Annotated in this window: 21 protein-coding genes and 5 tRNA genes; 8 read left to right on the forward strand and 18 right to left on the reverse strand. The window is 61.3% G+C overall.

What is annotated here, in order from left to right; translation table 11 throughout:
* Positions 1-35 precede the first annotated feature (35 nt).
* The 7 genes from ACM3N8_RS14130 to nhaC all read right to left on the reverse strand — a co-directional run bounded on the left by ACM3N8_RS14130 (position 36) and on the right by nhaC (position 8,271).
* Positions 36-1,466 (reverse strand): gamma-aminobutyraldehyde dehydrogenase, encoded by a 1,431-nt coding sequence (locus tag ACM3N8_RS14130; RefSeq protein WP_416016240.1) that lies wholly within the window; start codon positions 1,464-1,466, stop codon positions 36-38.
* A gap of 28 nt (positions 1,467-1,494) precedes the next feature.
* A complete protein-coding gene (locus ACM3N8_RS14135) occupies positions 1,495-2,328 on the reverse strand; it encodes an ABC transporter permease (RefSeq protein ID WP_290018494.1) in 834 nt (277 codons plus the stop codon).
* Positions 2,318-3,286, reverse strand: a complete 969-nt coding sequence (locus ACM3N8_RS14140) for an ABC transporter permease (RefSeq protein ID WP_290018496.1) — start codon at positions 3,284-3,286, stop codon at positions 2,318-2,320. Before ACM3N8_RS14140 ends, ACM3N8_RS14135 begins: the two co-directional genes overlap by 11 nt.
* Positions 3,283-4,296, reverse strand: coding sequence for an ABC transporter ATP-binding protein (locus tag ACM3N8_RS14145; RefSeq protein ID WP_290018497.1), 1,014 nt, complete (start codon positions 4,294-4,296; stop codon positions 3,283-3,285). Before ACM3N8_RS14145 ends, ACM3N8_RS14140 begins: the two co-directional genes overlap by 4 nt.
* Positions 4,297-4,486: 190 nt before the next feature.
* On the reverse strand, positions 4,487-5,632 hold the full coding sequence (locus ACM3N8_RS14150) for an ABC transporter substrate-binding protein (RefSeq protein ID WP_274452789.1): 1,146 nt from the start codon (positions 5,630-5,632) through the stop codon (positions 4,487-4,489).
* Between the two features lie 200 nt (positions 5,633-5,832).
* On the reverse strand, positions 5,833-6,756 hold the full coding sequence (locus ACM3N8_RS14155) for a LysR family transcriptional regulator (RefSeq protein WP_290018499.1): 924 nt from the start codon (positions 6,754-6,756) through the stop codon (positions 5,833-5,835).
* Positions 6,757-6,861: 105 nt separating this feature from the next.
* A complete protein-coding gene (gene nhaC / locus ACM3N8_RS14160) occupies positions 6,862-8,271 on the reverse strand; it encodes a Na+/H+ antiporter NhaC (RefSeq protein WP_274452787.1) in 1,410 nt (469 codons plus the stop codon).
* A 302-nt stretch (positions 8,272-8,573) separates the two neighbouring features.
* On the opposite strand from nhaC, the gene ACM3N8_RS14165 reads away from it, so the two are divergent.
* Positions 8,574-8,780: a hypothetical protein gene (locus ACM3N8_RS14165; RefSeq protein ID WP_021141290.1), complete on the forward strand. Its 207-nt coding sequence runs from the start codon at positions 8,574-8,576 to the stop codon at positions 8,778-8,780.
* A 3-nt stretch (positions 8,781-8,783) separates the two neighbouring features.
* Here the strand turns inward: ACM3N8_RS14165 and ACM3N8_RS14170 are convergent, their stop codons facing one another.
* The 9 genes from ACM3N8_RS14170 to rsmC all read right to left on the reverse strand — a co-directional run bounded on the left by ACM3N8_RS14170 (position 8,784) and on the right by rsmC (position 13,793).
* On the reverse strand, positions 8,784-9,050 hold the full coding sequence (locus ACM3N8_RS14170; RefSeq protein WP_290018501.1) for a late competence development ComFB family protein: 267 nt from the start codon (positions 9,048-9,050) through the stop codon (positions 8,784-8,786).
* Positions 9,051-9,159: 109 nt separating this feature from the next.
* Positions 9,160-9,245 (reverse strand) — tRNA-Leu (locus ACM3N8_RS14175).
* 71 nt (positions 9,246-9,316) lie between these two features.
* Positions 9,317-9,402, reverse strand: a tRNA-Leu gene (locus ACM3N8_RS14180).
* A gap of 71 nt (positions 9,403-9,473) precedes the next feature.
* Positions 9,474-9,559 (reverse strand) — tRNA-Leu (locus ACM3N8_RS14185).
* A gap of 56 nt (positions 9,560-9,615) precedes the next feature.
* Positions 9,616-9,701: transfer RNA gene (locus tag ACM3N8_RS14190), tRNA-Leu, on the reverse strand.
* Between the two features lie 44 nt (positions 9,702-9,745).
* Positions 9,746-9,831 (reverse strand) — tRNA-Leu (locus ACM3N8_RS14195).
* 116 nt (positions 9,832-9,947) lie between these two features.
* Positions 9,948-11,408 (reverse strand): glycogen synthase GlgA, encoded by a 1,461-nt coding sequence (gene glgA / locus ACM3N8_RS14200; protein WP_043137217.1) that lies wholly within the window; start codon positions 11,406-11,408, stop codon positions 9,948-9,950.
* Positions 11,398-12,657, reverse strand: a complete 1,260-nt coding sequence (gene glgC, locus ACM3N8_RS14205) for a glucose-1-phosphate adenylyltransferase (RefSeq protein ID WP_274454401.1) — start codon at positions 12,655-12,657, stop codon at positions 11,398-11,400. The genes glgA and glgC overlap by 11 nt, the downstream gene beginning before the upstream one ends.
* 107 nt (positions 12,658-12,764) lie before the next feature.
* Positions 12,765-13,793 (reverse strand): 16S rRNA (guanine(1207)-N(2))-methyltransferase RsmC, encoded by a 1,029-nt coding sequence (gene rsmC / locus ACM3N8_RS14210; protein ID WP_290018502.1) that lies wholly within the window; start codon positions 13,791-13,793, stop codon positions 12,765-12,767.
* 278 nt (positions 13,794-14,071) lie between these two features.
* Between rsmC and dapA the strand changes: the two genes are divergently transcribed.
* The 4 genes from dapA (at position 14,072) to ACM3N8_RS14230 (ending at position 18,443) form a co-directional block, all read left to right on the forward strand.
* Positions 14,072-14,944, forward strand: coding sequence for a 4-hydroxy-tetrahydrodipicolinate synthase (gene dapA, locus ACM3N8_RS14215; RefSeq protein ID WP_290018503.1), 873 nt, complete (start codon positions 14,072-14,074; stop codon positions 14,942-14,944).
* A gap of 94 nt (positions 14,945-15,038) precedes the next feature.
* Entirely contained in the window at positions 15,039-16,679 is a 1,641-nt protein-coding gene (locus tag ACM3N8_RS14220) for a sensor domain-containing diguanylate cyclase (protein WP_098982022.1), read from the forward strand.
* Between the two features lie 4 nt (positions 16,680-16,683).
* A complete protein-coding gene (locus tag ACM3N8_RS14225; protein WP_043137203.1) occupies positions 16,684-17,787 on the forward strand; it encodes an EAL and HDOD domain-containing protein in 1,104 nt (367 codons plus the stop codon).
* Positions 17,788-17,852: 65 nt separating this feature from the next.
* Complete coding sequence (locus ACM3N8_RS14230; protein ID WP_290018504.1) at positions 17,853-18,443, forward strand: HAD family hydrolase; 591 nt, start codon at positions 17,853-17,855, stop codon at positions 18,441-18,443.
* 139 nt (positions 18,444-18,582) lie between these two features.
* Here the strand turns inward: ACM3N8_RS14230 and hfq are convergent, their stop codons facing one another.
* Positions 18,583-18,945, reverse strand: coding sequence for an RNA chaperone Hfq (hfq, locus tag ACM3N8_RS14235; protein WP_011707507.1), 363 nt, complete (start codon positions 18,943-18,945; stop codon positions 18,583-18,585).
* A gap of 176 nt (positions 18,946-19,121) precedes the next feature.
* On the opposite strand from hfq, the gene ACM3N8_RS14240 reads away from it, so the two are divergent.
* Genes ACM3N8_RS14240 through ACM3N8_RS14250 form a run of 3 tightly spaced genes read left to right on the forward strand, consistent with a single transcriptional unit; the run spans position 19,122 to position 22,607 of the window.
* Positions 19,122-20,399, forward strand: coding sequence for a paraquat-inducible protein A (locus ACM3N8_RS14240; protein WP_043137196.1), 1,278 nt, complete (start codon positions 19,122-19,124; stop codon positions 20,397-20,399).
* Positions 20,392-22,038: an intermembrane transport protein PqiB gene (gene pqiB, locus ACM3N8_RS14245; protein WP_016352115.1), complete on the forward strand. Its 1,647-nt coding sequence runs from the start codon at positions 20,392-20,394 to the stop codon at positions 22,036-22,038. The genes ACM3N8_RS14240 and pqiB overlap by 8 nt, the downstream gene beginning before the upstream one ends.
* Positions 22,038-22,607: a membrane integrity-associated transporter subunit PqiC gene (locus tag ACM3N8_RS14250; RefSeq protein ID WP_098985029.1), complete on the forward strand. Its 570-nt coding sequence runs from the start codon at positions 22,038-22,040 to the stop codon at positions 22,605-22,607. The genes pqiB and ACM3N8_RS14250 overlap by 1 nt, the downstream gene beginning before the upstream one ends.
* 84 nt (positions 22,608-22,691) lie before the next feature.
* Here ACM3N8_RS14250 and ompA read toward each other — a convergent pair whose 3' ends face one another.
* Complete coding sequence (gene ompA / locus ACM3N8_RS14255) at positions 22,692-23,750, reverse strand: porin OmpA (protein WP_098985030.1); 1,059 nt, start codon at positions 23,748-23,750, stop codon at positions 22,692-22,694.
* Positions 23,751-23,861 lie beyond the last annotated feature (111 nt).

The raw sequence follows: 23,861 nt of genomic DNA on the forward strand, positions 1-23,861 counted from the left end.
GTGACAAGGCTGGCCCAGGGCCAGCCTTGTCGTTTTCAGAGCTTGACCATGATGTGGCGCGGCACTGTGTAATCCTCCAGCGCGTAGAGAGAGAGAGCCTTGCCGTAGCCGGACATCTTCATGCCGCCGTGGGGCATCTCCGAGGTGAGCATGAAGTGGGTGTTGATCCAGGTGCAACCATATTGCAGGTGGCTGGCCACCTTGCTGGCAAGGCCGAGATCCCGGGTCCAGACCGAGCTGGCGAGGCCATAGTCCGAGTCGTTGGCCCACTGCACCACCTGCTCTGCATCGTTGAAGCGAGTTACCGACACCACCGGGCCGAACACCTCACGCCGCACTATCTCATCCTCCTGGCGGGCGCCGACGATCAGGGTCGGCTCGAAGAAGAAGCCGTTGCCTGGGCGGATCTTGCCTCCCGCCGTCACCTCCACGTGGCCGCTGCTCTGGGCCCGTTCTACGAAGCTGGCAACCCGGTTGCGTTGCCGGTCCGAGATGAGCGGCCCCATCTCCACTCCCTCCTCGCGCTGGCTGCCCACCTTGATGGACGCCACTGCATCCGTCATGGCTGCGACGAACTTGTCGTAGATTTTTCCCTGGGCGTAGATGCGGCAGGCGGCGGTGCAGTCCTGGCCTGCATTATAGAAGCCGAAGGTACGAATACCTGCCACCACGGCTTCCAGATCCGCGTCGTCGAAGATGATGACAGGCGCCTTGCCCCCCAGCTCAAGGTGGGTGCGCTTCATAGTACGGGCGGCGCTCTGCAAAATCTTCTGGCCGGTGGCGATATCGCCGGTCAGGGACACCATGCGCACCAGCGGGTGCTCCACCAGCGGCGCCCCCACGCTCTCGCCCCGGCCGCAGACGATGTTGATGACGCCGCGGGGGAAGAGCTCGCTGGCGAGCTCGGCCAGGCGCAGGGCGGTGAGCGGAGTCTGCTCTGAGGGCTTGAGCACTACCGTATTGCCGGTGGCGAGCACAGGCGCCATCTTCCAGGCCGCCATCATCAGCGGGTAGTTCCAGGGTGCTATGCTGCCCACCACACCTATGGGATCACGGCGGATCATGCTGGTGTGTCCCTCTATGTACTCCCCCGCCAGCGGCCCCTGCAGGCAGCGGGCCGCCCCGGCGAAGAAGCGGAAGCAGTCCACCACAGCCGGCAATTCGTCGTTCAGCACCGCCAGATAGGGCTTGCCGCAGTTGAGGGATTCGAGCGCTGCGAACTCCTCGGCATGGCGCTCTATGGCATCGGCGAGGCGCAACAACAGATTGCTGCGCTGGGCCGGGGTGGTGCGGCTCCACTGGGTGAAGGCGCGCTGGGCGCCGTTCACCGCGCGGTTCACCTGCTCGAACGAGGCTTCGGGCACGGAGGCGAGCAACTCGCCGGTGGCCGGGTTGAGGATGGGCTCGGCTGGGCCGTCTCCGGTGACAAACTGGCCGTCGATCAAGAGTTGGGTTGATAGCTTCATGTTGCATCCTTGCACGGGCGTTGAGTTGTTACTTGCCACTGCCAGTGACATCCTGGCCGTCGCGGGTGAGGTAGTAGGCAAGCAGAATGGGGATAGTGGTGAAGGCCACTATGATGAGGGCCACCACGTTGGTGACGGGGCGATCGCGGGGGCGGATCAGCTCCTGATACATCCAGATGGGCAGCGTGGTCTGCTGGCCCGCGGTGAAGGTGGTGACGATTACCTCATCAAAGCTCAGCGCAAACGCCAGCATGCCCCCCGCCAGCAGCGCCGTGGCGAGATTGGGCAGGATCACGTAGCGCAGGGTCTGGAAGCCGTCGGCGCCAAGATCCATGGAGGCCTCGATCAGCGACTGATTGGTGCGGCGAAAACGGGCCAGCGCATTGTTGTAGACAACCACCACGCAGAAGGTGGCGTGGCCTATGACTATGGTCCAGAAGCTGAACGGGATCTCCAGCAGACCGTAGGCGGATCGCAGCGCTATGCCGGTGACTATGCCGGGCAGGGCGATGGGCAGCACCAGCAGCAGCGACACCACCTCTTGGCCGAAGAAGCGACTGCGGGCAATGGCGCCTGCCGCCAGGGTGCCGAGCACCATGGCCGCCAGGGTAGCCAGCCCCGCCACCTCCAGCGACAGCTGGATTGCGCGCCACACATCGGGTCTGTTCAGGGTCACCTCGAACCACTTCAGGGTCAGGCCGGGGGGCGGAAACTGGTAACTCTTGCTCTCGCTGGTGAAGGCGTAGAGGAAGATGAACAGGATCGGGATGTGCAGGAACAGCAGCCCGCCGATGGCGGCGTACTTGAGCAGACCGGATGGGCGCTGGCCATGGTCCTGATTGATAGAGGGATTAGAGCGCATCGAAGGCTCCTAAACGTTTCGCTATGGTGAGGTAGATGGCGATGATGAGGATCGGCACCAGCGAGAAGGCGGCGGCGAAGGGCAGGTTGCCCGCCGTGCCTTGCTGCATGTAGACCACCTGGCCTATGTACATGGTCGAGTTGCCTATGATGCCGGGGATGATGTAGTCCCCAAGCGTCAGGGAGAAGGTGAAGATGGAACCCGCCACCACGCCGGGCAGTGCCAGCGGCAGGATCAGGGTGCGAAAGGTCTGTGCCGGGGTGGCGCCGAGATCGCTGCTCGCCTCCAGCAGGGAGCGCGGGATCCGCTCCACCGCCGCCTGAATGGGCAGTATCATGAAGGGCAGCCAGACGTAGACGAAGACGATGAAGGTGCCGAGCCGCGAGAACGACAGCGAGGGGCCGCCTATCACCGGCAGGGAGAGGATGCCATCCAGCAGCCAGTCCAGTCCAAGGCTGTCCGCCAGCCAGCTGATGACCCCCTCCTTGGCCAGGATCAGCTTCCAGGCGTAGACCCGTACCAGATAGCTGGACCAGAGCGGCAGCATGATGCCCACGTAGAACAGGGCCCGGGTCTTGCCGCTGGTGTAACGCGCCATGTAGTAGGCGATGGGGAAGCCGAGCAGCGCGCAGGCCAGGGTCACCAGCAGCGACATGCCGACGGTGCGGCCTATGACGTCGAGGTTCTCCGCCCGCAGCAGGGCGACGAAATTTTGCAGTCCCAGCTCGTGGCGCACCTGGCCGCTGAACTCATCCAGTCCGAAGAAGGCGTTGGAGAGCAGCATCAGCAGGGAGCCCACGTAGATGACACCGAGCCAGATCAGCGGTGGGCCGAGCAGTATCCCCAGCAGCAGGCCGGGTCGACCGTAGAGCAGGGTGGAGAGGCGCCGCAATGGCCGTAAGCGTACAGGTTCTGTGATGTGGCTCATGGCAAGGCTCGCACTGTGGGGGAGGCTCATGGCTGAGCCCCGGACTCGGAGCCATTCAGGCGATGAATGGCCTGTTCCGGCCAGCTGAGGCTGACCCGGCTGCCATGGGCCAGACGGGCCTGCCCCTCGTTGGGGTGGTTGACGATAAGCTCGAGCCGCTCACCCAGATCGACCCGGTAGCGTACGAAGGGACCCAGGTATTCCACCTCGCGGATCTCGCCCGACCAGCCGGGGCTGCCGGCCTCACTGAGCCGGATCCGCTCAGGGCGCACCATCATCTGGCGCTCGTCACCGCACAGTCGTCTGGCCTGCTCCCCCTCGAACAGATTGACGGTGCCAACGAAACGGGCCACAAACGGTGTCGCCGGCGCGTCGTAGATGGTATCCGGTGCGGCTATCTGCTCGATCTTGCCCTGATTGAAGATGCAGATGCGGTCGCTCATGGAGAGCGCCTCCTGCTGATCGTGGGTGACGAAGATGAAGGTGATGCCGAGCTGGCGCTGCAATGCTTTCAGCTCGAGCTGCATCTGCTCGCGCAGCTTGAGATCGAGCGCCCCCAGCGGCTCGTCCAGCAGCAGGATGCGCGGCTGGTTGATCAGCGCACGGGCGATGGCGATACGCTGGCGCTGGCCGCCGGAGAGCTGGCCCGGTTTGCGGCTGCCGACGCCGGGCAGGCGTACCAGCTCCAGCATCTCGTCCACCTTGCGGTAACGCTCCGCCTTGGCCACCCCCTTGAGCATCAGGCCGTAGCCGATGTTGTCGCGCACATCCATGTTGGGGAACAGGGCATAGTCCTGGAATACGGTGTTGAGGTTGCGATCGTAGGGCGGCACCCGGGAGCAGGGCTCACCGAACAGGCGGATCTCCCCCTCGCTCGGGTATTCGAAGCCGGCGATCATCCGCAGGCAGGTGGTCTTGCCGGAACCGCTCGGGCCAAGCAGGGTAAAAAACTCGCCGGAAGGGATCTGGAAGGAGATGTCGTCGACCGCCTTCACCTCGCCATAGTGGCGGCTGACGCGGTCAAATTGTACGGCGTTCATGGAGCGTCCTTGTCTGTGCAGGGATGGGCCGGACTCCTGTCCGGCCCGCTGGGTTGCGCATAGTCAGCTCAAGCTCAGCGACCACCCAGAATGGCGATATAGTCTGAGACCCAGCGATAGTGCAGAGGACACGCGGGTCTCCTGTTACTGGCGCAGGGGAACCGATGGATGTCGTGCTGATCAATCTGCATCAGCGACCACCCAGGATGGCGATATAGTCGGAGACCCAGCGATAGTAGGGCACGCAAGTCCCCTGGCTCTTGCACTGGGAGACGGGGGTACGCCAGAAGTGCACCCGATCGAAGTTGTCTATGCCGTTGGTCTTGCAGCCCTCTTTCCCCAGCAGGGCGTTGCCCTCACAGGCGGCGGGCACCACGGGCACTGAGCCGAACCAGGAGGCGAGATCCCCCTGCAGCTTGTTGTTGAGGGAGTGCTCCAGCCACTGGTAGGCGCAGGTCAGGTTCTTGGCCTCGCTGTGTACCATGCTGGTGTCGGCCCAGCCGGTGACCCCTTCCTTGGGCACAGTGGTGGCGATGGGCTGCTTGTCGGCGATCAGGGTGTTGGCCTGGAATGGCCAGGAGTCGGAGGCCACCACTCCCTCGTTCTTGAAGTCATCGATCTGGACGAAGGCATCGTGCCAGTAGCGGCCCACCAGCTGGCGCTGCTTGCGCAGCAGCTCTAGGGAGGCCTTGTACTGATCCTCGTTCAGCTCGTAAGGGTCTTTGATGCCGAGCGCCGGCTGGTGGGTCATCAGATAGAGGGCTGCATCTGCGATGTGAATGGGGCCGTCGAAGGCCTGTACCCGTCCCTTGTTGGACTTGCCGTCCGGCAGGGTTTGCTCTTCGAACACCAGGCTCCAGGAGTCAGGGGCCTTGGGGAACACCTTGGTGTTGTACATCAGTATGTTGCCACCCCACTGGTAGGGCACGCCGTAGTGTTTTCCCTCCACAGTGTGCCAGGGCGCACTCTGCAGGCGGGGATCTATCTTGCTGTAGCTCGGGATCAGCGCCAGGTTGAGCGGCTGTACCTTGCCACCCGCGATGAGGCGCAGGCTGGCGTCACCGGAGGCGGTCACCAGATCAAAGCCTCCCTCGTTCATCAGCGCCACCATTTCGTCCGAGGTCGCCGCCGTCTTGACGCTGACCTTGCAGCCAGTCTCCTTCTCGAAGCCGGTCACCCAGTCGTAGTTCTTGTCGGTCTCGCCACGCTCTATGTAGCCGGCCCAGGCCACGATATTGAGTTGGCCTTCACCTTTGCCGAGTTCGGTCGGGGCGGCCTGGGTCTGGCCTGCCAGCAGGGCGGGGATCAGGGCCAGGGTCAGGGGGGTCAGTTTCATCTTGCTCTCCTTGCATGATCGGAAACCATGGCGATACCGCAATGGCAATTAACATCCTGTTAACCAGTCATGAGCGTAGGAGAAGACGGTGGTAATGAGAATTTCAATTTTTAACGCCAGAGGTATCTGCTAAATCGATATCGAGTGCAGATGAATCTGAATTTCTGTGGCAAATACGGTCGTCAGGTCTCCGGGAACGGTTAGCGAGAAACCTGCTGACGGGCCCGCAAGCGGCTCTGATCCCGCACTATGTCGATGAATTCGCGGGCAGTCCAATCCAGCCGCGAGCCGCGCCGCCACACCAGCCCTATGTCGATGGCGGGAATGGGTTCCTTGATGGTGCGGGCCTCGACCCGCTCCTGCTCTAGTGACCAGGGGCGATAGGCAAAGTCTGGCAACAGGGCAACCCCGAGCTGGCTGGCGACCAGGCTGCGTACCGCCTCCACCGAGGCGGTACGCAGCACGATGCGCGGGGCTATGCCGTAGCGGCGCAGGCCGCCGCCGATGATCTGGTCCAGCTGATCGGCGGTCAGCGAGATCATGGGCTCTTCGCCGAGTGCCTTGAGGGAGAGGGTCGATTCGGTGCAGAGGGGGTGGTTGGCGGCGAGCCAGACCCGCAGCGGCGAGCGGGTCAGCAGCTCGGTATCGAACGCCTCTTGGCGGATGGTGCGGTTGGTCATCAGGATCCCCACGTCCACCTCGCCGTTGACTATCTGGTGCTCGAGATAGGGCTGTTCATCCTCCTTCACCTCGATCCGCACCGCCGGAAAGGCGCGGCGAAAGCGGCCGAGCGCTTCCGACAGGTAGTAACCGGCCACCAAGGTAGTCACGCCTATGGTGAGCTGCCCCTGATCCTGCTGGGCCACCGCCTTGAGGGACTGGCCTGCCTCCGTCATGGCGCCGAGGATGCGGCGGGCGTGCAGCAGAAACTGGTGGCCTTGGGTGGTGAGGCTGACCCCGCGCGGATTGCGCTCGAACAGGGCTGCGCCCAGTTCGGTTTCCAGCTCGCGAATGGCGCTGGTGACCGCCGACTGGGAGATGTGCAGCTCGGCGGCTGCGCGGCTGACCGAGAAGCTGTCGGCCACGGCGACGAAATAGCGGATCTGGCGAAAGGTAAAATTCATCTGGGCATCCTGCCACTCGCGACTGGGGTGGCTGCCAGCTTAACCTCGAATCCCGCTCAAACAAAAGGCGCCGTGATGGCGCCTTTGTCATTGATCTCGCAACGATTAGCGGGAGCTGGCAGCGGCCACCAGCGGAACCCGGTTCACCGCCTTGCCCAGGTAGGCGAGGGTGATGGTCACTATGATGCAGGTGAAGCTGAGCCACATGTAGGGCAGGTAGTCGAGGGTGGCGACCCCGAGCACCCCGGCCATGAAGATACCGTTGTCGCTCCAGGGCACCATGCCGCAGGTGAGGGTGCCGCCGAACTCGGCGTTGCGGGAGAGGTTCTTGCGTGCCAGTCCCAGCCGGTCGTAGTTCTTGGCCATGATCTTGGGGGTCAGGATCAGCGACACATACATGGCCGAGCCGAACACGTTGGCCAGGAAGGCTGTGCCTATGGTGTGGCTGGTCAGGCTGCCGACGCTGTTGATGCGCTTCTCGAAGGCGCCGGCAATCACGTCCAGAATACCGACCTTCTCCAGCAGGCCGCCAAAGCCCAGACCGAAGATGATCACGGCCACCGAGCCCAGCATGGACTCCATGCCACCACGACCCAGGATGTTGTCGATGAAGTCGATGCCGGAGATGATGGGGAAGGGGCTGTAGGCTGAGTGCATCGCCTTGACCGGATCCATGTCCTGAAATGCGATGGCCCAGATCAGGCCCAGCAGGGCGCCGAAGCTGATCACCGGGAAGGCGGGTTTGCGGTTGGCCAGCAGGCCCAGCACCAGCACCACGGGGACTATGGCCAGCGGCGTGATGTTGAACTGCTTGTCGAGCGCCTCCATCACCAGATTGACCTGCTCCAGGCTGACATTGCCGGAGTACTGCATGCCGACCAGGGTGAACAGCACGGCCGTGATGACATAGGAGACTAGGCTGATGGGCAGCATCCCCTTGATGTGTTCCACCACATCGACGTTGGACATGGTCGATGCCAGCACCACGGAGTCGGAGAGCGGGGAGAGCTTGTCACCGAAATAGACACCGGAGAGCACGGCGCCGGCCACCAGGGGGGCGGGGACTCCCAGGCTGTGGCCAATGCCCATCATGGCGATGCCGGCGGTGGCGGCAGAGCCCCAGGAGGTACCGGTGGCCAGGGAGGTGAGGGAGCAGATGATCAGGGTCGCCAGCAGGAAGATGGAGGGGTGTATCACCTTGAGACCGAAGTAGATGATGCTGGGCACTATGCCGCCGGCGATCCAGGTGCCGACCAGGGCACCGACGGAGACCAGTATCAGGATGGCCCCCATCCCCTTGGAGACGCCATCGACGGCGGCCTGCTCCAGGGACTTGTAATCATGGCCGAGCTTGATGCCAAGCCCCATGATGACGAACCAGGCGATGAACAGCGCCAACTGGATTGGCAGGTCGAGCACGCTGGTAAACGAGAAGGCCAGGGCCAGGAAAATGGCCAGGCAGGTAAACACCTGCGACATGCCCGGTAGTCGGATGTGGTTTTGTTGGTTTTGCATAGATACTTCCTAAACTCTTGCTCGCCAAGGTCAGTCCCTCTCGTCCTGTGGATACACGTATCCCGAGGGGCCAACCCAAAAAGAGGCCGCAATCTACCACAAACCAGGGGGGGCAAATCCCAACAGATTTAGCAAAAATGCAGTTTTGATTGAAAAACTTACAAATTAGTTGATCTCATAACCCGTTTTTGAGTGCTCTGTTTGCCCCTATGGGACATTCGACTCTGATAGAAAAGTCCGATTGCATACTCCTAAAATACAAATGATAATCGTTATCAAGTAATGCGGGAGGAGGCATCACCATGATCTGGATTGTGAGAGTCATGTTGTTGGTCGGGCTGCTGGCCGTGCTGGGTTGGGGCCAGGAGAAAGAGTACGGCATCTGGAGTCTTGGCTTTGTGCTGGCCGCCTGGGTCATGCTGGAACCCAGGCTGAGGCCTGCCCTTATCCTGCTGCCGGTGGCCGGGATGACCGGCATAGCGGCTCTGATCTGGCAGCAGCCCTGGTGAGGATCAGGGGATGGGGGCGCTCTGAACCTTCTCCTGTGCCAGCTTGAGCGACTCAATGACGTTTTTCTCCATCTCGGTACGCTTGGCATCGGTCAGGAAGTAGATCATGTCGACGTCGTGACGTATGTAGTGGGAGGGCAGCTGGTTGAGGGTCAGGCAGCAGAGATCGGCTATCTGGTTGGTGTTCAGCGTCAGGTTCAGACCCTGTCTCTCAATCTCCTTGAGCACCAGATGCTCGTAGAAGTTGTGAATGTCGGTATCCAGTATCATATGCGTTCCTTGGCATGACGATGGGCGGTAAGTCGTCAAAAGCATAGTCATAACAAGGAGTAAAAACAAAAAGCCCATCACTTGCGTGATGGGCTTTTTATGTAATGAATGGTGCGAAGAGAGGGACTCGAACCCTCACATCCGTGGGACACTAACACCTGAAGCTAGCGCGTCTACCAATTCCGCCACCTTCGCACACTGATTTTCTCCAGCTGGTTTTTAAATGCGGTTGGAGCGCATTGCTCTGTTTTTACATGTCAGAATCATGGTGCGAAGAGAGGGACTCGAACCCTCACACCCGGGGGGCACTAACACCTGAAGCTAGCGCGTCTACCAATTCCGCCACCTTCGCACACTGATTTTCTCCAGCTGGTTTTTAAATGCGGTTGGAGCGCATTGCTCTGTTTTTACATGTCAGAATCATGGTGCGAAGAGAGGGACTCGAACCCTCACACCCGGGGGGCACTAACACCTGAAGCTAGCGCGTCTACCAATTCCGCCACCTTCGCACATTCGGGTTATCAGTCTGGATTGACATGCTGTCTGATAAAAGCATGTTGCAGTATGGTGCGAAGAGAGGGACTCGAACCCTCACATCCGTGGGACACTAACACCTGAAGCTAGCGCGTCTACCAATTCCGCCACCTTCGCACATTGTGTTAGCAGTTTTGATTTACATCCTGTCTGGAGAAGCATGGTGCGAAGAGAGGGACTCGAACCCTCACATCCGTGGGACACTAACACCTGAAGCTAGCGCGTCTACCAATTCCGCCACCTTCGCATCACTGCGGTGGGGGATTCTATAGAGTTTTGGAAGAGCGTCAACAGCCAAAGGGGACTTTTTTCGCTGTTGACGTTCAAAGCAGTGCTAAGGGCACAAAACTTCAGCAATTAGCGTCATTGACGCGCCAGGGCGTCCCGATACATCTGCTCATACTGGGTGACCGAGTCCGGCCAGTTGAAGCGGGTGTTCATGGCGTTGCGCTGCACTCTGGCAAACCGTTCGGGATCCTGCAGGTAATAGAGCAGGCTGCGGCGCATGGCATCGAGCAGTATGTTGGCGGTCGGATCGTTGAAGCAGAAGCCGGTGGCGTGCTCAGGATCGGCATCCCAGTCCACTACGGTATCCTTGAGGCCACCGACGGCCCGCACCAGCGGCAAGGTGCCGTAGGCCAGGCTGTACATCTGGTTGAGACCGCAGGGTTCGAACAGGGAGGGCATCAGGAAGAAGTCGGCGCCCGCTTCCACCAGGTGGGCCAGCCGGTCGTCATAGGTGTTGATGAAGGCAAACTTGTCCGGGTACTGCTGGGCCATGGCCTGCAACTGGGCGGCGAGGGAGGGATCCCCCGAGCCCACTATCACCACCTGCACCTTGTGATGCAGGAACTTGTCCAGCACCGGCAGCAACAGGTGCACCCCTTTCTGCTCGGTCAGCCGGCACACCATGCCGTAGATGGGCAGATCCGCCACCGGCAGGCCGGTTTCCTGTTGCAGCGTCTGTTTGCAGATCCGCTTGCCGGCGAGGTTGTCGACGTCATAGGTGGCGGGCAGGAAGTCGTCGAAGGCCGGGTCCCAGTCCTGATAGTCGCAGCCATTGAGAATGCCGCGCAGGTCGGCTGCCCGCTGCTGGAAGATGCTGGCCATGCCGTGGGCGCCCAGGTGAGTCAGCAGCTCGCTAGCGTAGTTGGGACTGACCGCGTTGATCTTGTCGGCATAGAGTACCCCGCACTTGAGCAGGTTGATGTGACCGTAGTCGTAGCTGATGCGCTGTTCATACTCGGCAATCTCGGGCATGGCCCAGAACTGCTCCCGACCGAACACTCCCTGGAAGGCCGCGTTGTGAATACTGATCACGCTGCGGGTGTGCTGGAAGAAGGGGTTATGGGCATGACGGGACTTGAGCAGCAGTGGCAGCAGACCGGTATGCCAGTCGTTGCAGTGCACTATGTCGGGGGCAAAGTTGAGCTGTTCGCAAGCATGCAGGGCCGCGGCCGAGAAGAAGGCGAAGCGTTCACCATTGTCGCCATAGGCCTGGTTGTTCTCGGCGTAGAGCTGGGGTCGATCGAAATATTGCGGGCAGTCGAGCAGGTAGACACAGACCCCTTCCAGCTCCATCTGATAGATGCGATAGCCGATATCCGGCAGTCCCGGATGGGTTGGCAACCAGCGCGAGGCGATCAGTCTGGCCTCATCACGGCGTTTGATCGTCTTGTAGAAGGGCAGGATGATCCTGACGTCATGGCCCTTCTGGGCCAGATACAGCGGCAGGGCTCTGGCCACGTCCGCCAGGCCCCCGGTCTTCACAAGCCCCTCAACTTCCGAGGCAACAAACAGGATTTTCAGTGGGTTAATAGCCAACTCTTGCTCCCTTAGGTACCACGACGATACCGCCTTCGGATACGGTAAATCTCTCTCTGTCATGGTCCAGATTTTCACCGATCACGGTGCCGGGTGCAATTTCAACGTTCTTGTCAATGATGGCGCGTCGAATGGAACAGCCTTCGCCAATCTTCACATCCCCGAGCAACACCGACTCGCTGATGTGGCTGCAGGGGCCTATGTTGCAGCGAAAACCCAGGATGGAGCGCTGGATCTGGCTGCCCTGAATGAAGCAACCGCCGGAGATCAGGGAGTTGGCAATCTTGACCTTGCAGTCATCGGTATCGACGAAGGTGGCGGGCGGCAGGGGCGGATAGTGAGTGTGCAGCGGCCACTTGCGGTTGTAGAGGGAGAAGGGGGCGTCGTCCGCCACCAGATCCATGTGCGCCTGCCAGTAGGAGTCGAGGGTGCCCACGTCGCGCCAGTAGACATTGGGCTTCTCGCCCGGGATCACGTTGGTACTGTAGTCGTAGACATAGACGGGGGCGCGCGGGAACAGGCTGGGGATGATGTCCTTGCCAAAATCGTGGCTGGAGTTCTCCTCGGCGGCATCGCGCTTGAGCTCGCGGTAGAGCGCTTCGGTTTCGAAGATGTAGTTTCCCATCGAGACCAGTGCCTGGGTGGGATCCCCCGGGATGTGCTTAGGATGTTTGGGTTTTTCTTCGAAGCCTATCATGCGCCCTTCCTGATCCACCTCGATCACCCCGAAGGCGCTCGCCTCCTCGATGGGCATGCGCAGGGCGGCGACGGTCAGGGCGGCGGCCTTCTGTTTGTGGAAGGTCACCATCTGGCTCACATCCATCTTGTAGATGTGGTCGGAGCCGAAGATGCAGACGTGCTCGGGGTCGGAGATCTCGATGAAACGCAGGTTCTGGTAGATGGCATCGGCCGTGCCGTCATACCAGCGTTTGCCCATCCGCATCTGGGCAGGAATGGGGTCGATGAAGCGGTCCGTGATGCCGACTATGTTCCAGCCCTTCTTCATGTGCAGATAGAGGGACTGGGACTTGAATTGGGTCAATACGTAGATGCGCAGGAAGTCTGCGTTGACGAAGTTGTTGAGGACGAAGTCGATCAGTCGATAGCTGCCGCCGAACGGGACAGAGGGCTTGCTGCGAGTGGTGGTAAGCGGCTGGAGACGGGTTCCTTCGCCGCCTGCCAGTATCATGGTGAGTATGCCTGCCATCGTATTTCTCTCCCTGAATTTATGATATGAAAAGGTTTTCAGCTCACTGCAAAAAAACACCCCTAAAGGGGTGGTTAAACGATTGACAATTACCTTATCAGATCCCGGATGGGGCCCTCTACTTGTTTTATTACACCGGTTACACTTATTTACACTTTGCTCAGATACACCTTGAATTTGCTGTCGCTGTTGACCACTTCGGTCCGTTTGAAGTGCGTATCCAGTATAGGCTGATATCGCAGGAAGGCGTTGGCGACTATGGTCAAACCGCCATTCGCCGACAGGTATTCCGGTGCCTTGGCGAGGAAGGTTTCGGTGGCCGCATAGAAGGTCTTGAGCCCGGCGTGGAAGGGAGGGTTCGAGACGATATGTTGAAACTTTTCAGCAATGTCGGAGTAAACGTCAGAGGCATGAACTTTCCCCTGCAAGCCATTGACGGCCAGGGTGCGGCGGCTCGACTCCAGCGCCAGCGCGCTGATATCCACCATGCTGACCGCCAGATCCGGATTACGTTTGGCCAGCATTGACCCTATGACACCTGCGCCGCAACCAAAATCGAGCAGCTTGCCCCGCATCGGCGGCAGGCTGGCCAGCAACATCTGGCTGCCCAGATCCAGCTCGTCGGCACTGAATACCCCCGGCAGCGCCAGCACGGTCAGTTCCGTCTCACCCGCCTTGCATTCATACCGGCTGAACCAGGCGTCCAGTTCGAATGGCGCTACCGGTTTGCTCAGCTCACCGTGATAGAGGGAGCAGCGGCGCGCCGAGTCGCGCTTGATGGGCTTGTCGCCGTAAGGGGCCAGCAGCTTGTCGGCGCCGTTGATGCCGCCGCGATTCTCACCGGCCAGAAACAGATCGGCGCCAGCCTCCAGCAGGGGGGTCATCATGGCCAGCAGGTATTGCGCCTCGGCCTTGGCCTTGGGCATCAGCAGCAGCAAAGCATCGAAACGGGGGGCGCCGCCGAGCTGGTGATCGAACTGGATGGCGTCCCCCAGTGCGGCCTGCTGACTGCGGTAGTAGCAATAATCCGTGGTGAATACAGTCAGGGATAGGGCCAGCTCGGCCAGCTGGCGGGGATAGTCATCCTCCAGCGTCCCGCAGACAAGTAGCCGCTTGCCGACAAAGAGGGCTTGGTTTCGTTCCAGCATCTGGCTGACGGCACTGACAGGGCTGCTCATCGGGTCTCTCCACACAATTTTGGGCGGCCATTATACATAGCCCCTTTCGCCTTGACATTTATGCCGTGTTCCCGAAATATGCCCAGACACCATTTTTTGACCAGAGATGATGAAATGCGGTTCAACGGGTTGAAACGAAAGCACAAGAAAAGCCTGACATTCGGGCCTGCCGACGTTCGCGCGTAACCTCTCATCCCTGAGAAGATTCAAACCCCGGTTGCGCAGCCCGTACCGGGGTTTTTTATTGCCATATGCGAGTCAACGGAGAAGGAAATCCCATGTTTCAAGGTTCGATAGTTGCCCTGATCACCCCATTTCGACAGGGCCAGCTGGATGAGGCCGCACTGGCCCGTCTGGTGGAGTGGCACATAGCGCAGGGGACCCACGGCATAGTGCCGGTCGGTACCACGGGTGAGAGCCCGACCCTGACCCACGACGAGCATTGCCGGGTGGTGGAACTGGTGGTCAAGCAGGTGGCGGGGCGCATTCCCGTGATTGCCGGCGCCGGCTCCAACAACCCGGTCGAAGCGATCGAATACACCCGCCACGCCGAGCAGGCGGGGGCCGATGCGACCCTGCATGTGGCCGGTTACTACAACCGTCCCAATCAGGAGGGGCTCTACCACCACTTCAAGGCGGTGCACGATGCGACGACCAAGCCCATCATCGTCTACAACATTCCGCCGCGCGCCATCGTGGACGTGCAACCGGCGACCCTGGCCCGCCTGGCCGAACTGCCACGCATCGCCGGCGTGAAGGATGCCACCGGCGACCTGGCCCGCCCCTGGATCGAGCGCCAGCTGATCAAGAAGCCGTTCGCCTGGCTCTCCGGCGAAGATGCCACCGCGGTGGCCTACAACATAGGTGGCGGCCAGGGCTGCATCTCGGTGACGGCCAACGTGGCCCCCAAGCTGGTGGCCGAGGTGCAGAACCTGACGCTGGCCGGTGAGTGGCAGGCCGCCCGTGAGTTGCAGGACACGCTCATTCCGCTGCATCAGGCCATGTTCGCCGAGCCGAGCCCGGCGGGCGCCAAGTATGCGGTCTCCCTGCTGGGCTTTTGCAGCGAAGAGTGTCGCCTGCCGGTGATGCCGCTGTCCGAGGCGACCCGCGAGCGCATCCGCAGCGCGATGCAGGCATTGAATCTGTTATAAAAATTGGGCTCTGGATCGCGCTTTTGACTGCCTAGTCAATTAATGTGCAAGGTTTGCCGATATACTCGCTTGGATACAACCAAGGATGGCAGGCATGCAGGAATGGGATCCAGAGCACTTCACCAGTTTTGAACATCTCTGTGAAGTGACGCTGGCAGCGGTCAGGGAAAAGACAGAAGCCGAACAAATTTACCTCTGGTTGCGGGCTCCCGAGTCCCAACTTTACAGCTTTCAGCTCGATCAGGGGCTGATCTGCCTGAATGCGGACATTGCCGCCCCCCTCAAACTCCCCGTCATCTTCATCGAACATGCCTTCGACAAGGGCCAGCTGGTGGTGGAGCAGATAGCCCCGACGACCGATGTCTGGGAGACGGTCGAACCCGAAATTCCACGCCTGCGTGCCTGCTTCCCGCTCAAACGCCAGAAGGGACTCAAGGCCGTGGTCTATCTGGAGACTCGCCGTCGCCTCGATCGCCTCTCCCGACGCCAGCAGCAGAGCATCCAGTTGCTGATGCACTACCTGGCCGCCGAGCTGGAGAGCCGGTTGCTCGCCAGCCAGATCGATCAGGAGCGGGATCAGCGCAGGCACACCCAGGCCGATCTCATCCGCAGCCAGGCGCTGCAAGACTCTTTCCTCAGCATGTTGCAGGCGCTGCATCAGGTGGGGGTCAAACTCTCCCGCTGCGACAGCGAGCATCAGCTGCTGCACGATGCGGTGGCGCTGGCCCGTCAGGATCTGCAGTTCGACCGCATCGCCATCTTCCTGGTCGACGCCGAGTTCAAGACAATGCACGGCACCTGGGGTACCAACGAGGCGGGTGAACTCATCGACGAGCACCACTTCATCAGTCCCATTCCGGAGCACCCCACGGTGCAGGAGGCCCTGCGCCGCAAGGACTATGTGCTGGTGCTGGAAGATGCGCCGCTCTACTACGAGAAGCAGGAGGTGGGGCGCGGCTGGAATGCCATGGTCTCGCTGTGGGACGGTGCCACGCCCATCGGCTGGATCGCCGCCGACAACCTGCTGTGGCGGCGGCCGCTCAAGGCGTACCAGAGCGAGATCTTCAAACAGTATGCGGCCATGCTCTCCCAGCTGTTGATCCGTCAGCGCACCCAGGCCGCGCTGGAGCGCTTCAACCGGGAGCTGGAGCTGAGGGTCAGCGAGCGCACCATGCAATTGGCGGAGACCAACCGGGCGCTAGAGGAGGCCAACAAGCGGCTGTCGCTGCTGTCGCTGGAGGATCCCCTGACCGGCATCGCCAACCGTCGCCACTGGGATCTCACCATGCAGCGGGAGTGGGAGTGGGCCCGTCGCCACCAGGGCCTGCTGGCGGTGCTGATGATCGACGTGGACGAGTTCAAGTCCTACAACGATCACTTCGGCCATGCCAAGGGGGATCTGTGTCTGCAACAGGTGGCCAGCTTGCTGCAGGAGGCGGAGCGGCGGCGCACCAACCTGGTGGCCCGCTACGGCGGGGAGGAGTTCGTGATCCTGCTGTGCGGCCCGCAACCCGAAGAGGCCGAGCGGTTGGCGGAGCGGATTCACGAGGGGCTCAGTGAATTAAAGATCCCACATCCGGCTTCCCGAGTTGCTGATTTCATTACGGTTAGCATAGGCTTTAGCTATCTGGTTCCCTCGCTGGATGGAACATGGCAGAGCTTGACCGAACAGGCCGATCAGGCGCTCTATCATGCCAAGTCGCAGGGGAGGGCGTGTACGCTAGCCTATCGGTGAGCCCATGTTGTTACGTCGCTATCCCATCTTCAATCGTCGTCTCGCCCTCGTTGCCTATGGCATGGACTATCAGCTTGCCGACCCCGCCGAATGGACTCTTCTCGCGACGCAATGCCGTCTGCTGGCCCAGGGGCGCCAATACTTGCTGCCCTTCAGCCATGAACAACTCGATGAGCAACGTCCCCTGCTGTTCGATCAGGACACTATCCCACTGGTCGAGGCCTCGGCCGAGCGGTTGCCCGCCTCGTTTCCCGTACTGGCCCAGTGGCGCGATTATCGACGCCGTCTGGCCGTGCACGGAGCCCAGCGCGAGCCCCGCTGGTTCAACGCCTCCCGGCTGCTGGTGTTCTGGATGGGGGAGGAGGGGATCAGTCAGCCGACCGAGCACAAGCGGATGGCGCTCGACATCGAGACCTGGGGCGATTTTCTGCCGCTCAAGGAGGCGGGGGTGGACTTCTTTGCCGGCGGTTTCCTCGCGCGTCCCGAGCTGGTGAATCAGCGCGCCGCCCAGCCGGACATGAAGCTGGTGCAGGAGATACTGCAAATCATCTGCCATGAGGAGTTCTCCTTTGCCAGGGTCGCCAGCCTGCTGGAGCAGGACGCCTGGCTGCCGGGCCAGCTGATGACCTATGTCAACGCCCCCGGCTTCGATCACGCCAGCCCCATCGTCTCGGTCACGCGGGCGCTCTCCTATCTGGGGGAACAGGAGATCCGCAAGTTCGTGCTCATCTACGGGCTGGCGCGGGTCAGTCAGCACATGCCGGAGGCCTGTACCCGCATGGCCATCGCCCGTGGCCGTTTCTGCGAGCTGATCGCCGTGACCGCACTCGGCAAGGCCGCCGCCAGCTGGGCGTTTCTGGTGGGGCTGGTGCTGGATGGGTCGCTGCTCTCCGAGCAGCTCAAGGCCCATCTGCCCAAGGATGTGAAGCGGGCGCTCGAGTCCAGTGAGGGGCCGCTCTTTCATCTGTTCCAGCTGGTGAAGACCTATGAGCAGGGGAACTGGCCGCTGCTTGCCCAGCTGGCGCCTAACTATCAGCTGGATCCCGCCAAGCTGACCCCCATCTATTTTCAGGCTCAAATGTGGGGGCAAGCGTTTCTCGCCACCTAGGTCATGGCGACGGGACGCGGCTCTGGTTAGAATGGGGACCCATTTTCAGACACAGATCCCGCACCATGACCCTCTCCGGATTTCAAGGCCTGGTATTTGACCTCGATGGCACCCTGGTGGACTCAATGCCACTGCACCTTGCCGCCTGGGCGCACACGGCCCGGGAGTTTGGCTTTCACTTCGATGCCGACTGGTTCTATGAACTCGGCGGCATGCCGAGTCGCAAAATCGCCCTGCTGGTCGCCGAGCAGCAGCAGATCGCCCTGGATCCGCTGGTGGTGACCCGCTGCAAGACGGATCACTACGTGGCCAACCTGCACAGGGTCACCGTCTTCCCGGCCATGCTGGAACTGGTTCAGCGCCATCACGGCCTCATTCCCATGGGGATAGGCACAGGCTCGCCCCGTATCAATGCCGAGGCCGTGCTGCGCAATACCGGGCTGGATCGTTACTTCCCCGTGGTGGTGACCGCCGACGATGTGGATCTGCACAAGCCCCATCCAGATACGTTTCTGCTGGTTGCACGTCGGCTGGGGGTCGAGCCGGCGACCTGTCTGGTGTTCGAGGATACGGGAATTGGCGTACAGGCCGGTCAGGCTGCGGGCATGCAGACCTGCATGGTCAGGGATGGCAGACCGGTCGACTTGCAGTATTGAAGTGAAGGGCGGTGAAACAGGTGGATCCACTCGGAGGAAGAGTGGAGTCCATTCTCATACGGGACAGACATGATAAATGAGAATGGACTCGGTCACCCTTTGACGCAGCAATGGCGTGGGGGTGATTCAGGCAAGCGCATTACTGCTCGCTGCTACCGCCGCCCTGGTTGTCATCGTAACGACCGGGGGCGCCATGGGGACGCGGCGCCATGGAGACGCGCGGCTTGCGGGCACGCTGTATGCTGACCTGGGGACGGCCGGAGTGCATGGCGATGGTGGAGATCTTGGCCTTGTAGACCAACTGCTGGTTGCCATGGGCATCGGTCAACAGCACGCTGTACTGGTCGAAACCGCTGATGGTCCCCTCCAGCTTGATGCCGCTCACCAGGAAGATGGCGACCTGACTGCGATTCTTGCGCAACCAGTTGAGGGCAGAATCTTGCCCGTTCCCGAGGGAGAAGGCTTGCTCGATCGTGGAGTAGCTTGGGGATTCAGTTGTCATAAATTATTGTCCCGCGGAAAAAAGTGGCGTTTGATTGTGCTAAATGGTCACTGGCTTGTCAAAGTCATTCTCGCTCCCATCCCGGATGGTGCAACGACAGTGCTGGTCGGCAGGGGCCGCTGCTGTAATAATTGGCGGCTCTGGCCCCGTGGCGGGCCTCATGCTGGGGTTTCATCTTGCATCCGGTTTCACACCAACACCTACCCACCTATACCCATGACGCGACCGCGTGCGAAGAGTGTGACCTGCTGGTGCCGGCCACCGCGCTGGCCGTCGGGGAGACGAGCAGCTGTCCGCGTTGCGGCCATACCCTGAGCCGTCATTTGCCGGAGCAGGAGCGCAGGCCCATCGCTTACGGCTTTGCGGCCCTCATCATGTTCGTGCTCTCCAACGCCTTTACCTTCATGTCGTTCTCGGCCAAGGGGGTGGGGCAGGAGATGACGTTTCTGCAGTGCATCACCACGCTGGTGGATCAGGGCTATCTGTTTCTGGGCGCCGTGCTGAGCCTGACCCTGATCGGCCTGCCGCTGGTCTACATCGGCTCCATCATGCTGGTGCTGTGGCGGGTCGACAAGGACTTGCACAGCAATGCCCTGCGCTCCCTCGGTCGCCTGCTGTGCCGGATCAAGCCCTGGCTGATGGTGGATGTGTTCCTGATCGGGGTGCTCATCTCGCTGGTCAAGCTGATGGGGATGGCCGACATCAAGATGGGCCTGTCGTTCTGGGCCTTCGTCGGCTATACGGTGCTGCTGATCAAGATGATCTCGTCGCTGGACCGGATGTGGCTGTGGCAACGGCTGTTCGGCCCGACCGAAGCCCGCGAGCTGGATGCGGATGGCGAAGCCGCTGCCATGGCGTCCGGGCTGGTGGGCTGTCACATCTGCGGCGCCCTGAGCGAGGCGGGCGAGCACAGCTGCCCGCGCTGCGGCGGCAAGCTGCACAGCCGCAAGCCGGGCGGCCTGAACCGGACCTGGGCCCTGCTCTTCACCTCGGTGATCCTCTATGTGCCCGCCAACCTCTATCCCATCATGGACACAGTCTTCCTGGGGGACGACAGCCCTTCCACCATCCTGGGCGGCGTGGTCTTGCTGTGGGCCATGGGTTCCTACCCCATAGCCGCGGTGATCTTCATCGCCAGCGTGGTGGTGCCGCTGGTGAAAATCCTGGCGCTGCTGTGGCTTTGCTATATGGTACAGCGCGGCCACGGCGCCTCGCCCCTTGGCAAGCTCAAGCTCTATCGCATGACTGAATTCGTGGGACGCTGGTCGATGATCGACGTATTCGTGGTGGCCATCCTGGCGGGCCTGATCCGGCTCGACAACCTGATGACCATCTACCCCGGCCCCGCGGCCGTCGCATTTGCGGGTGTGGTGCTGATTACCATGGTGGCAGCCATGAGTTTCGATTCCCGCCTGATCTGGGATTTACAACAAGGAGAACGCGAACGTGAGTGAGCGTAAGAAAAGGTGGAAACCCGGCTCTGATTTTCTGAGCTCGGCCGCCGCAATCTGGATGGTGCCACTGCTGGCGCTGTTCATCGGCATCTGGATGTTGTTCCAGCACTGGTATTCGCAAGGTCCCAGCTTCACCCTGACTGTCGCCACCGCTGAAGGCATAGTGGCGGGCAAGACGGTGATCCGCTCCCGCGAGGTGGAAGTGGGCCGCATCGAGGCGGTGGAGCTCAGCGAGGACTACAGCCATGCGGTGCTGAAGGCTCGCCTGACCAATGCCGCCGCCGGCATGCTCAAGAAAGACAGCCAGTTCTGGGTGGTCAAGCCCAGGGTTGGCCGGGAAGGGGTCTCGGGCCTCGGCACCCTGCTCTCCGGCGCCTACATCGAGCTGGCCCCCGGCAAGAAGGGCAGGCCGCTGGACGAATACGCCATGCTGGACAAGCCGCCGCTGGCCTCCCAGGACGCCAAGGGGCTGCGGCTTTCCCTGAGCAGCCGGGATACCCGGGCGCTCGGGGTGGGCTCGCCCATCAACTACCAGGGCTTCACCATAGGCCAGGTGGAGGAGGCCAAGTTCCTGCCCGAGAAGAGCGAGATGCAGTACCAGATCTTCATCAACGCCCCTTATGACGTGCTGGTGAGCGGCAACTCCCGCTTCTGGATGACCCCGGGTTTCGAGGTCTCCATGAGCAGCGAGGGGATGAAGGTGAAGATGGACTCGCTGGAGAGCCTGCTCGACGGCGGCATCACCATGGGTCTGCCCCCTGGCTGGGCACCGGGTGAGCCGGCCAAGCAGATGGACGATTTCACCCTGTTCCAGGATCAGGCCAGCGTGCTGGCCGGTAGCCTGGATCAGTTCATCGACTACGTGTTCCTGTTTGAAGACAGCGTCGGTGGTCTGCACCCCGGTGCGGCGGTGGAGTATCGCGGCATCCGGGTCGGCACCGTCATCTCGGCGCCCTATCTCATCGACGAGAAAGGGGTGCAGATATTCCAGAACCGGCAGATCCCGGTACTGGCGCGCATCGAGGTGCAGCGCCTCTCCCACCGCTACGCCAACGCGGAGAAGGAGCAGTGGCGCGCCCTGTTCGGCAAGCAGTTCAAGGAGGGGTTGCGGGCGACGCTCAAGACCTCCAGCCTGTTGACCGGGGGCAAGGTGGTGGATCTGAACTTCTATCCGGATGCCCCCAAGTATCAGGCCATCAAGCTGGCCGGTTATCAGGTATTCCCGACCGTGCAGGCCGGGCTGGACCAGATCGAGCGCAAGGTGAACCAGATCCTCGACAAGTTCGTCGACATGGACACGGCCAAGACGCTGAACCAGGTGAATCACACCCTGGTCACCCTGGACCAGACCCTCAAGAACGTCAGCGCGGTGAGCGCCAATCTGGACAAGTTTACCGGCCAGAGTGCGACCCAGCAGTTGCCGGCGTCCCTGAACGACAGCCTGAAGCAGTTGCAGAGCACGCTGCAAGAGTACGATGCCAACTCCCAGACCAATCAGGATCTGCGTCAGTCGGTACAGTCGCTCAATCAGCTGATGCGTGAGTTGCAGCCACTGGTGCATTCGCTCAACGAGCAGCCGAGTTCGTTGATCTTCGATCGCGCCCGTCCCCGTGATCCCGAGCCCAAGCGAGGCCAATGATGAAAAAACAGATGATGACGCTGGCCTTGCTGGGCCTGCTGGCGGGTTGCAGTTCGGCGCCGACGGCGCTGCACTACTACTCCCTCGATGCCGAGGCGCAGCAGCCGACCACTATGACGGCACAACCGCAGCACCAGCTGGTGCTCAAACCTGTCTCCCTGTCCGGCCAGCTGGACAGGATGAGCCTGGTCTATCAGCTGGAGGGCAGGGAGTTGCACTTCGCCGAGTACCATCGCTGGGCGGGGTCGCTCGATGCCCAGCTCGATCAGCTGACCCTGAACGGTCTCTCCAGCCGGCTGCCCGGTTGGGTGGTGCGTCAGGACGGTGCTCGCAAGGGGCCAGTGCTGACCATCTCGGTCGAGCGCTTCCAGGGGCGCCACGACGGGCGCGCCGTGCTGAGTGGCCGCTGGCGACTGCTGACGGAAGAGGGCACAGTCCTGCGCGACGTTCCCTTCCAGCAGGTGCGGGTGTTGCCGGAGGATGGCTACGGCTCCCTGGTCAGCGAACTGGGACAGGGCTGGCAACAGCTGCTCGACCAGATTGCGGCAGAGGTGCGCAAGGGCGCCTGAAACCGCCGAGAATGAAAACGGGAGGCCAGAGGCCTCCCGTTTTTTTATCCCGGCACCACAGACCCGGTGCCAAGGAGGTGGAACTTACTGCTGAACGTCGGATACCCCTTCCACCTTGACCTCGACCCGGCGATCCGGGGCCAGGCAGACGATCAGCTCACGCTTGGATTTGCTGGTGCAGCTGTCGCCGGTGACAGGGGAACCCTTGCCACGCCCTTCCACATTGACCTTGCCTGCCGGCAGGCCCTTGCCGACCAGGTAATCGGCGACTGTGTGGGCACGCTGCTCGGAGAGCTTCTGGTTGTAGGCATCCGAGCCGATGCGGTCGGTATAGCCGATCACTGTGGCGACGCCATCCTTGGGTCTGGCTTGCTCAATCTGGCCGTATAGGTTATCCAGCGCCTGTCCGCCTTCCGCTTTGAGGGTCGCCTTGTTGAAGTCAAACAGCACGTCCGAGCTCAGTGTGAACTGCTTCTCGACCACCACGGGCTCAGGCGCGGGGGCCGGAACCGGGGCCGCGACCACGGGAGCAACCTGACCGAAGCGGTAGACCACGGCGACCGCCAGCAGGCCGTTGTCGAGCTCGGCCCCCGTCTTGTCGAGCGCCTTGTCACCGAGCGGGGTTGTGTACTGGTATTCGAGGCGGGCGGCCCAGTCGCGGTTGAAGGCGTATTCGGCCCCCAGTGCGCCGACGAAGGCGGCCCCGTTGTCATTGTCGAACTGCTTGCTGTCGGTCCAGGCGTAGGCACCACCGAGGCGAGTGTAGAGATCCAGGCTGTCGCTCACCGGCAGACCTATCTTCATGGTGAGCTGGGCCAGCTGGGCCTTGATCTCGTCCTGGCTGATGTCGGTGGGCGTCAGCAGGTCGGTTGCTGTGTACTTGTATTTGCCGAGCCAGTCATAACCGAGCTCGACGCCGAGGTTCTGGTTGATCTGGTAGCCGAGGAAAGCGCCGGCGCCGACGTCGTTCTTGTCCTCTTCGCCGATGGTGAAGTTGTCCTTGATGCTCTGGTTGTGATCGACACCATAGAAGTTGGACCAACCCAGCTTGGCGCCGCCATACCAGGTGTTGTCTTGTCCGGCAGCCTGGGCGTTGGCCGCAAGCAAGCCTGAAACCAGTAAGGTAATCAGTGTTTTATTCATGTTGAGCCTCTGCAATTTCATATTGGGGGGGAGGTTTTTCTATGTCGCCTCTCCTTATGGGTCGGGGCTTATAGCACAGCCACAACAGATTAAAGGTAGTCGCTTTCCATG

This window comes from Aeromonas sp. A04 (assembly GCF_047780465.1).
GTDB lineage: Bacteria > Pseudomonadota > Gammaproteobacteria > Enterobacterales > Aeromonadaceae > Aeromonas > Aeromonas bestiarum.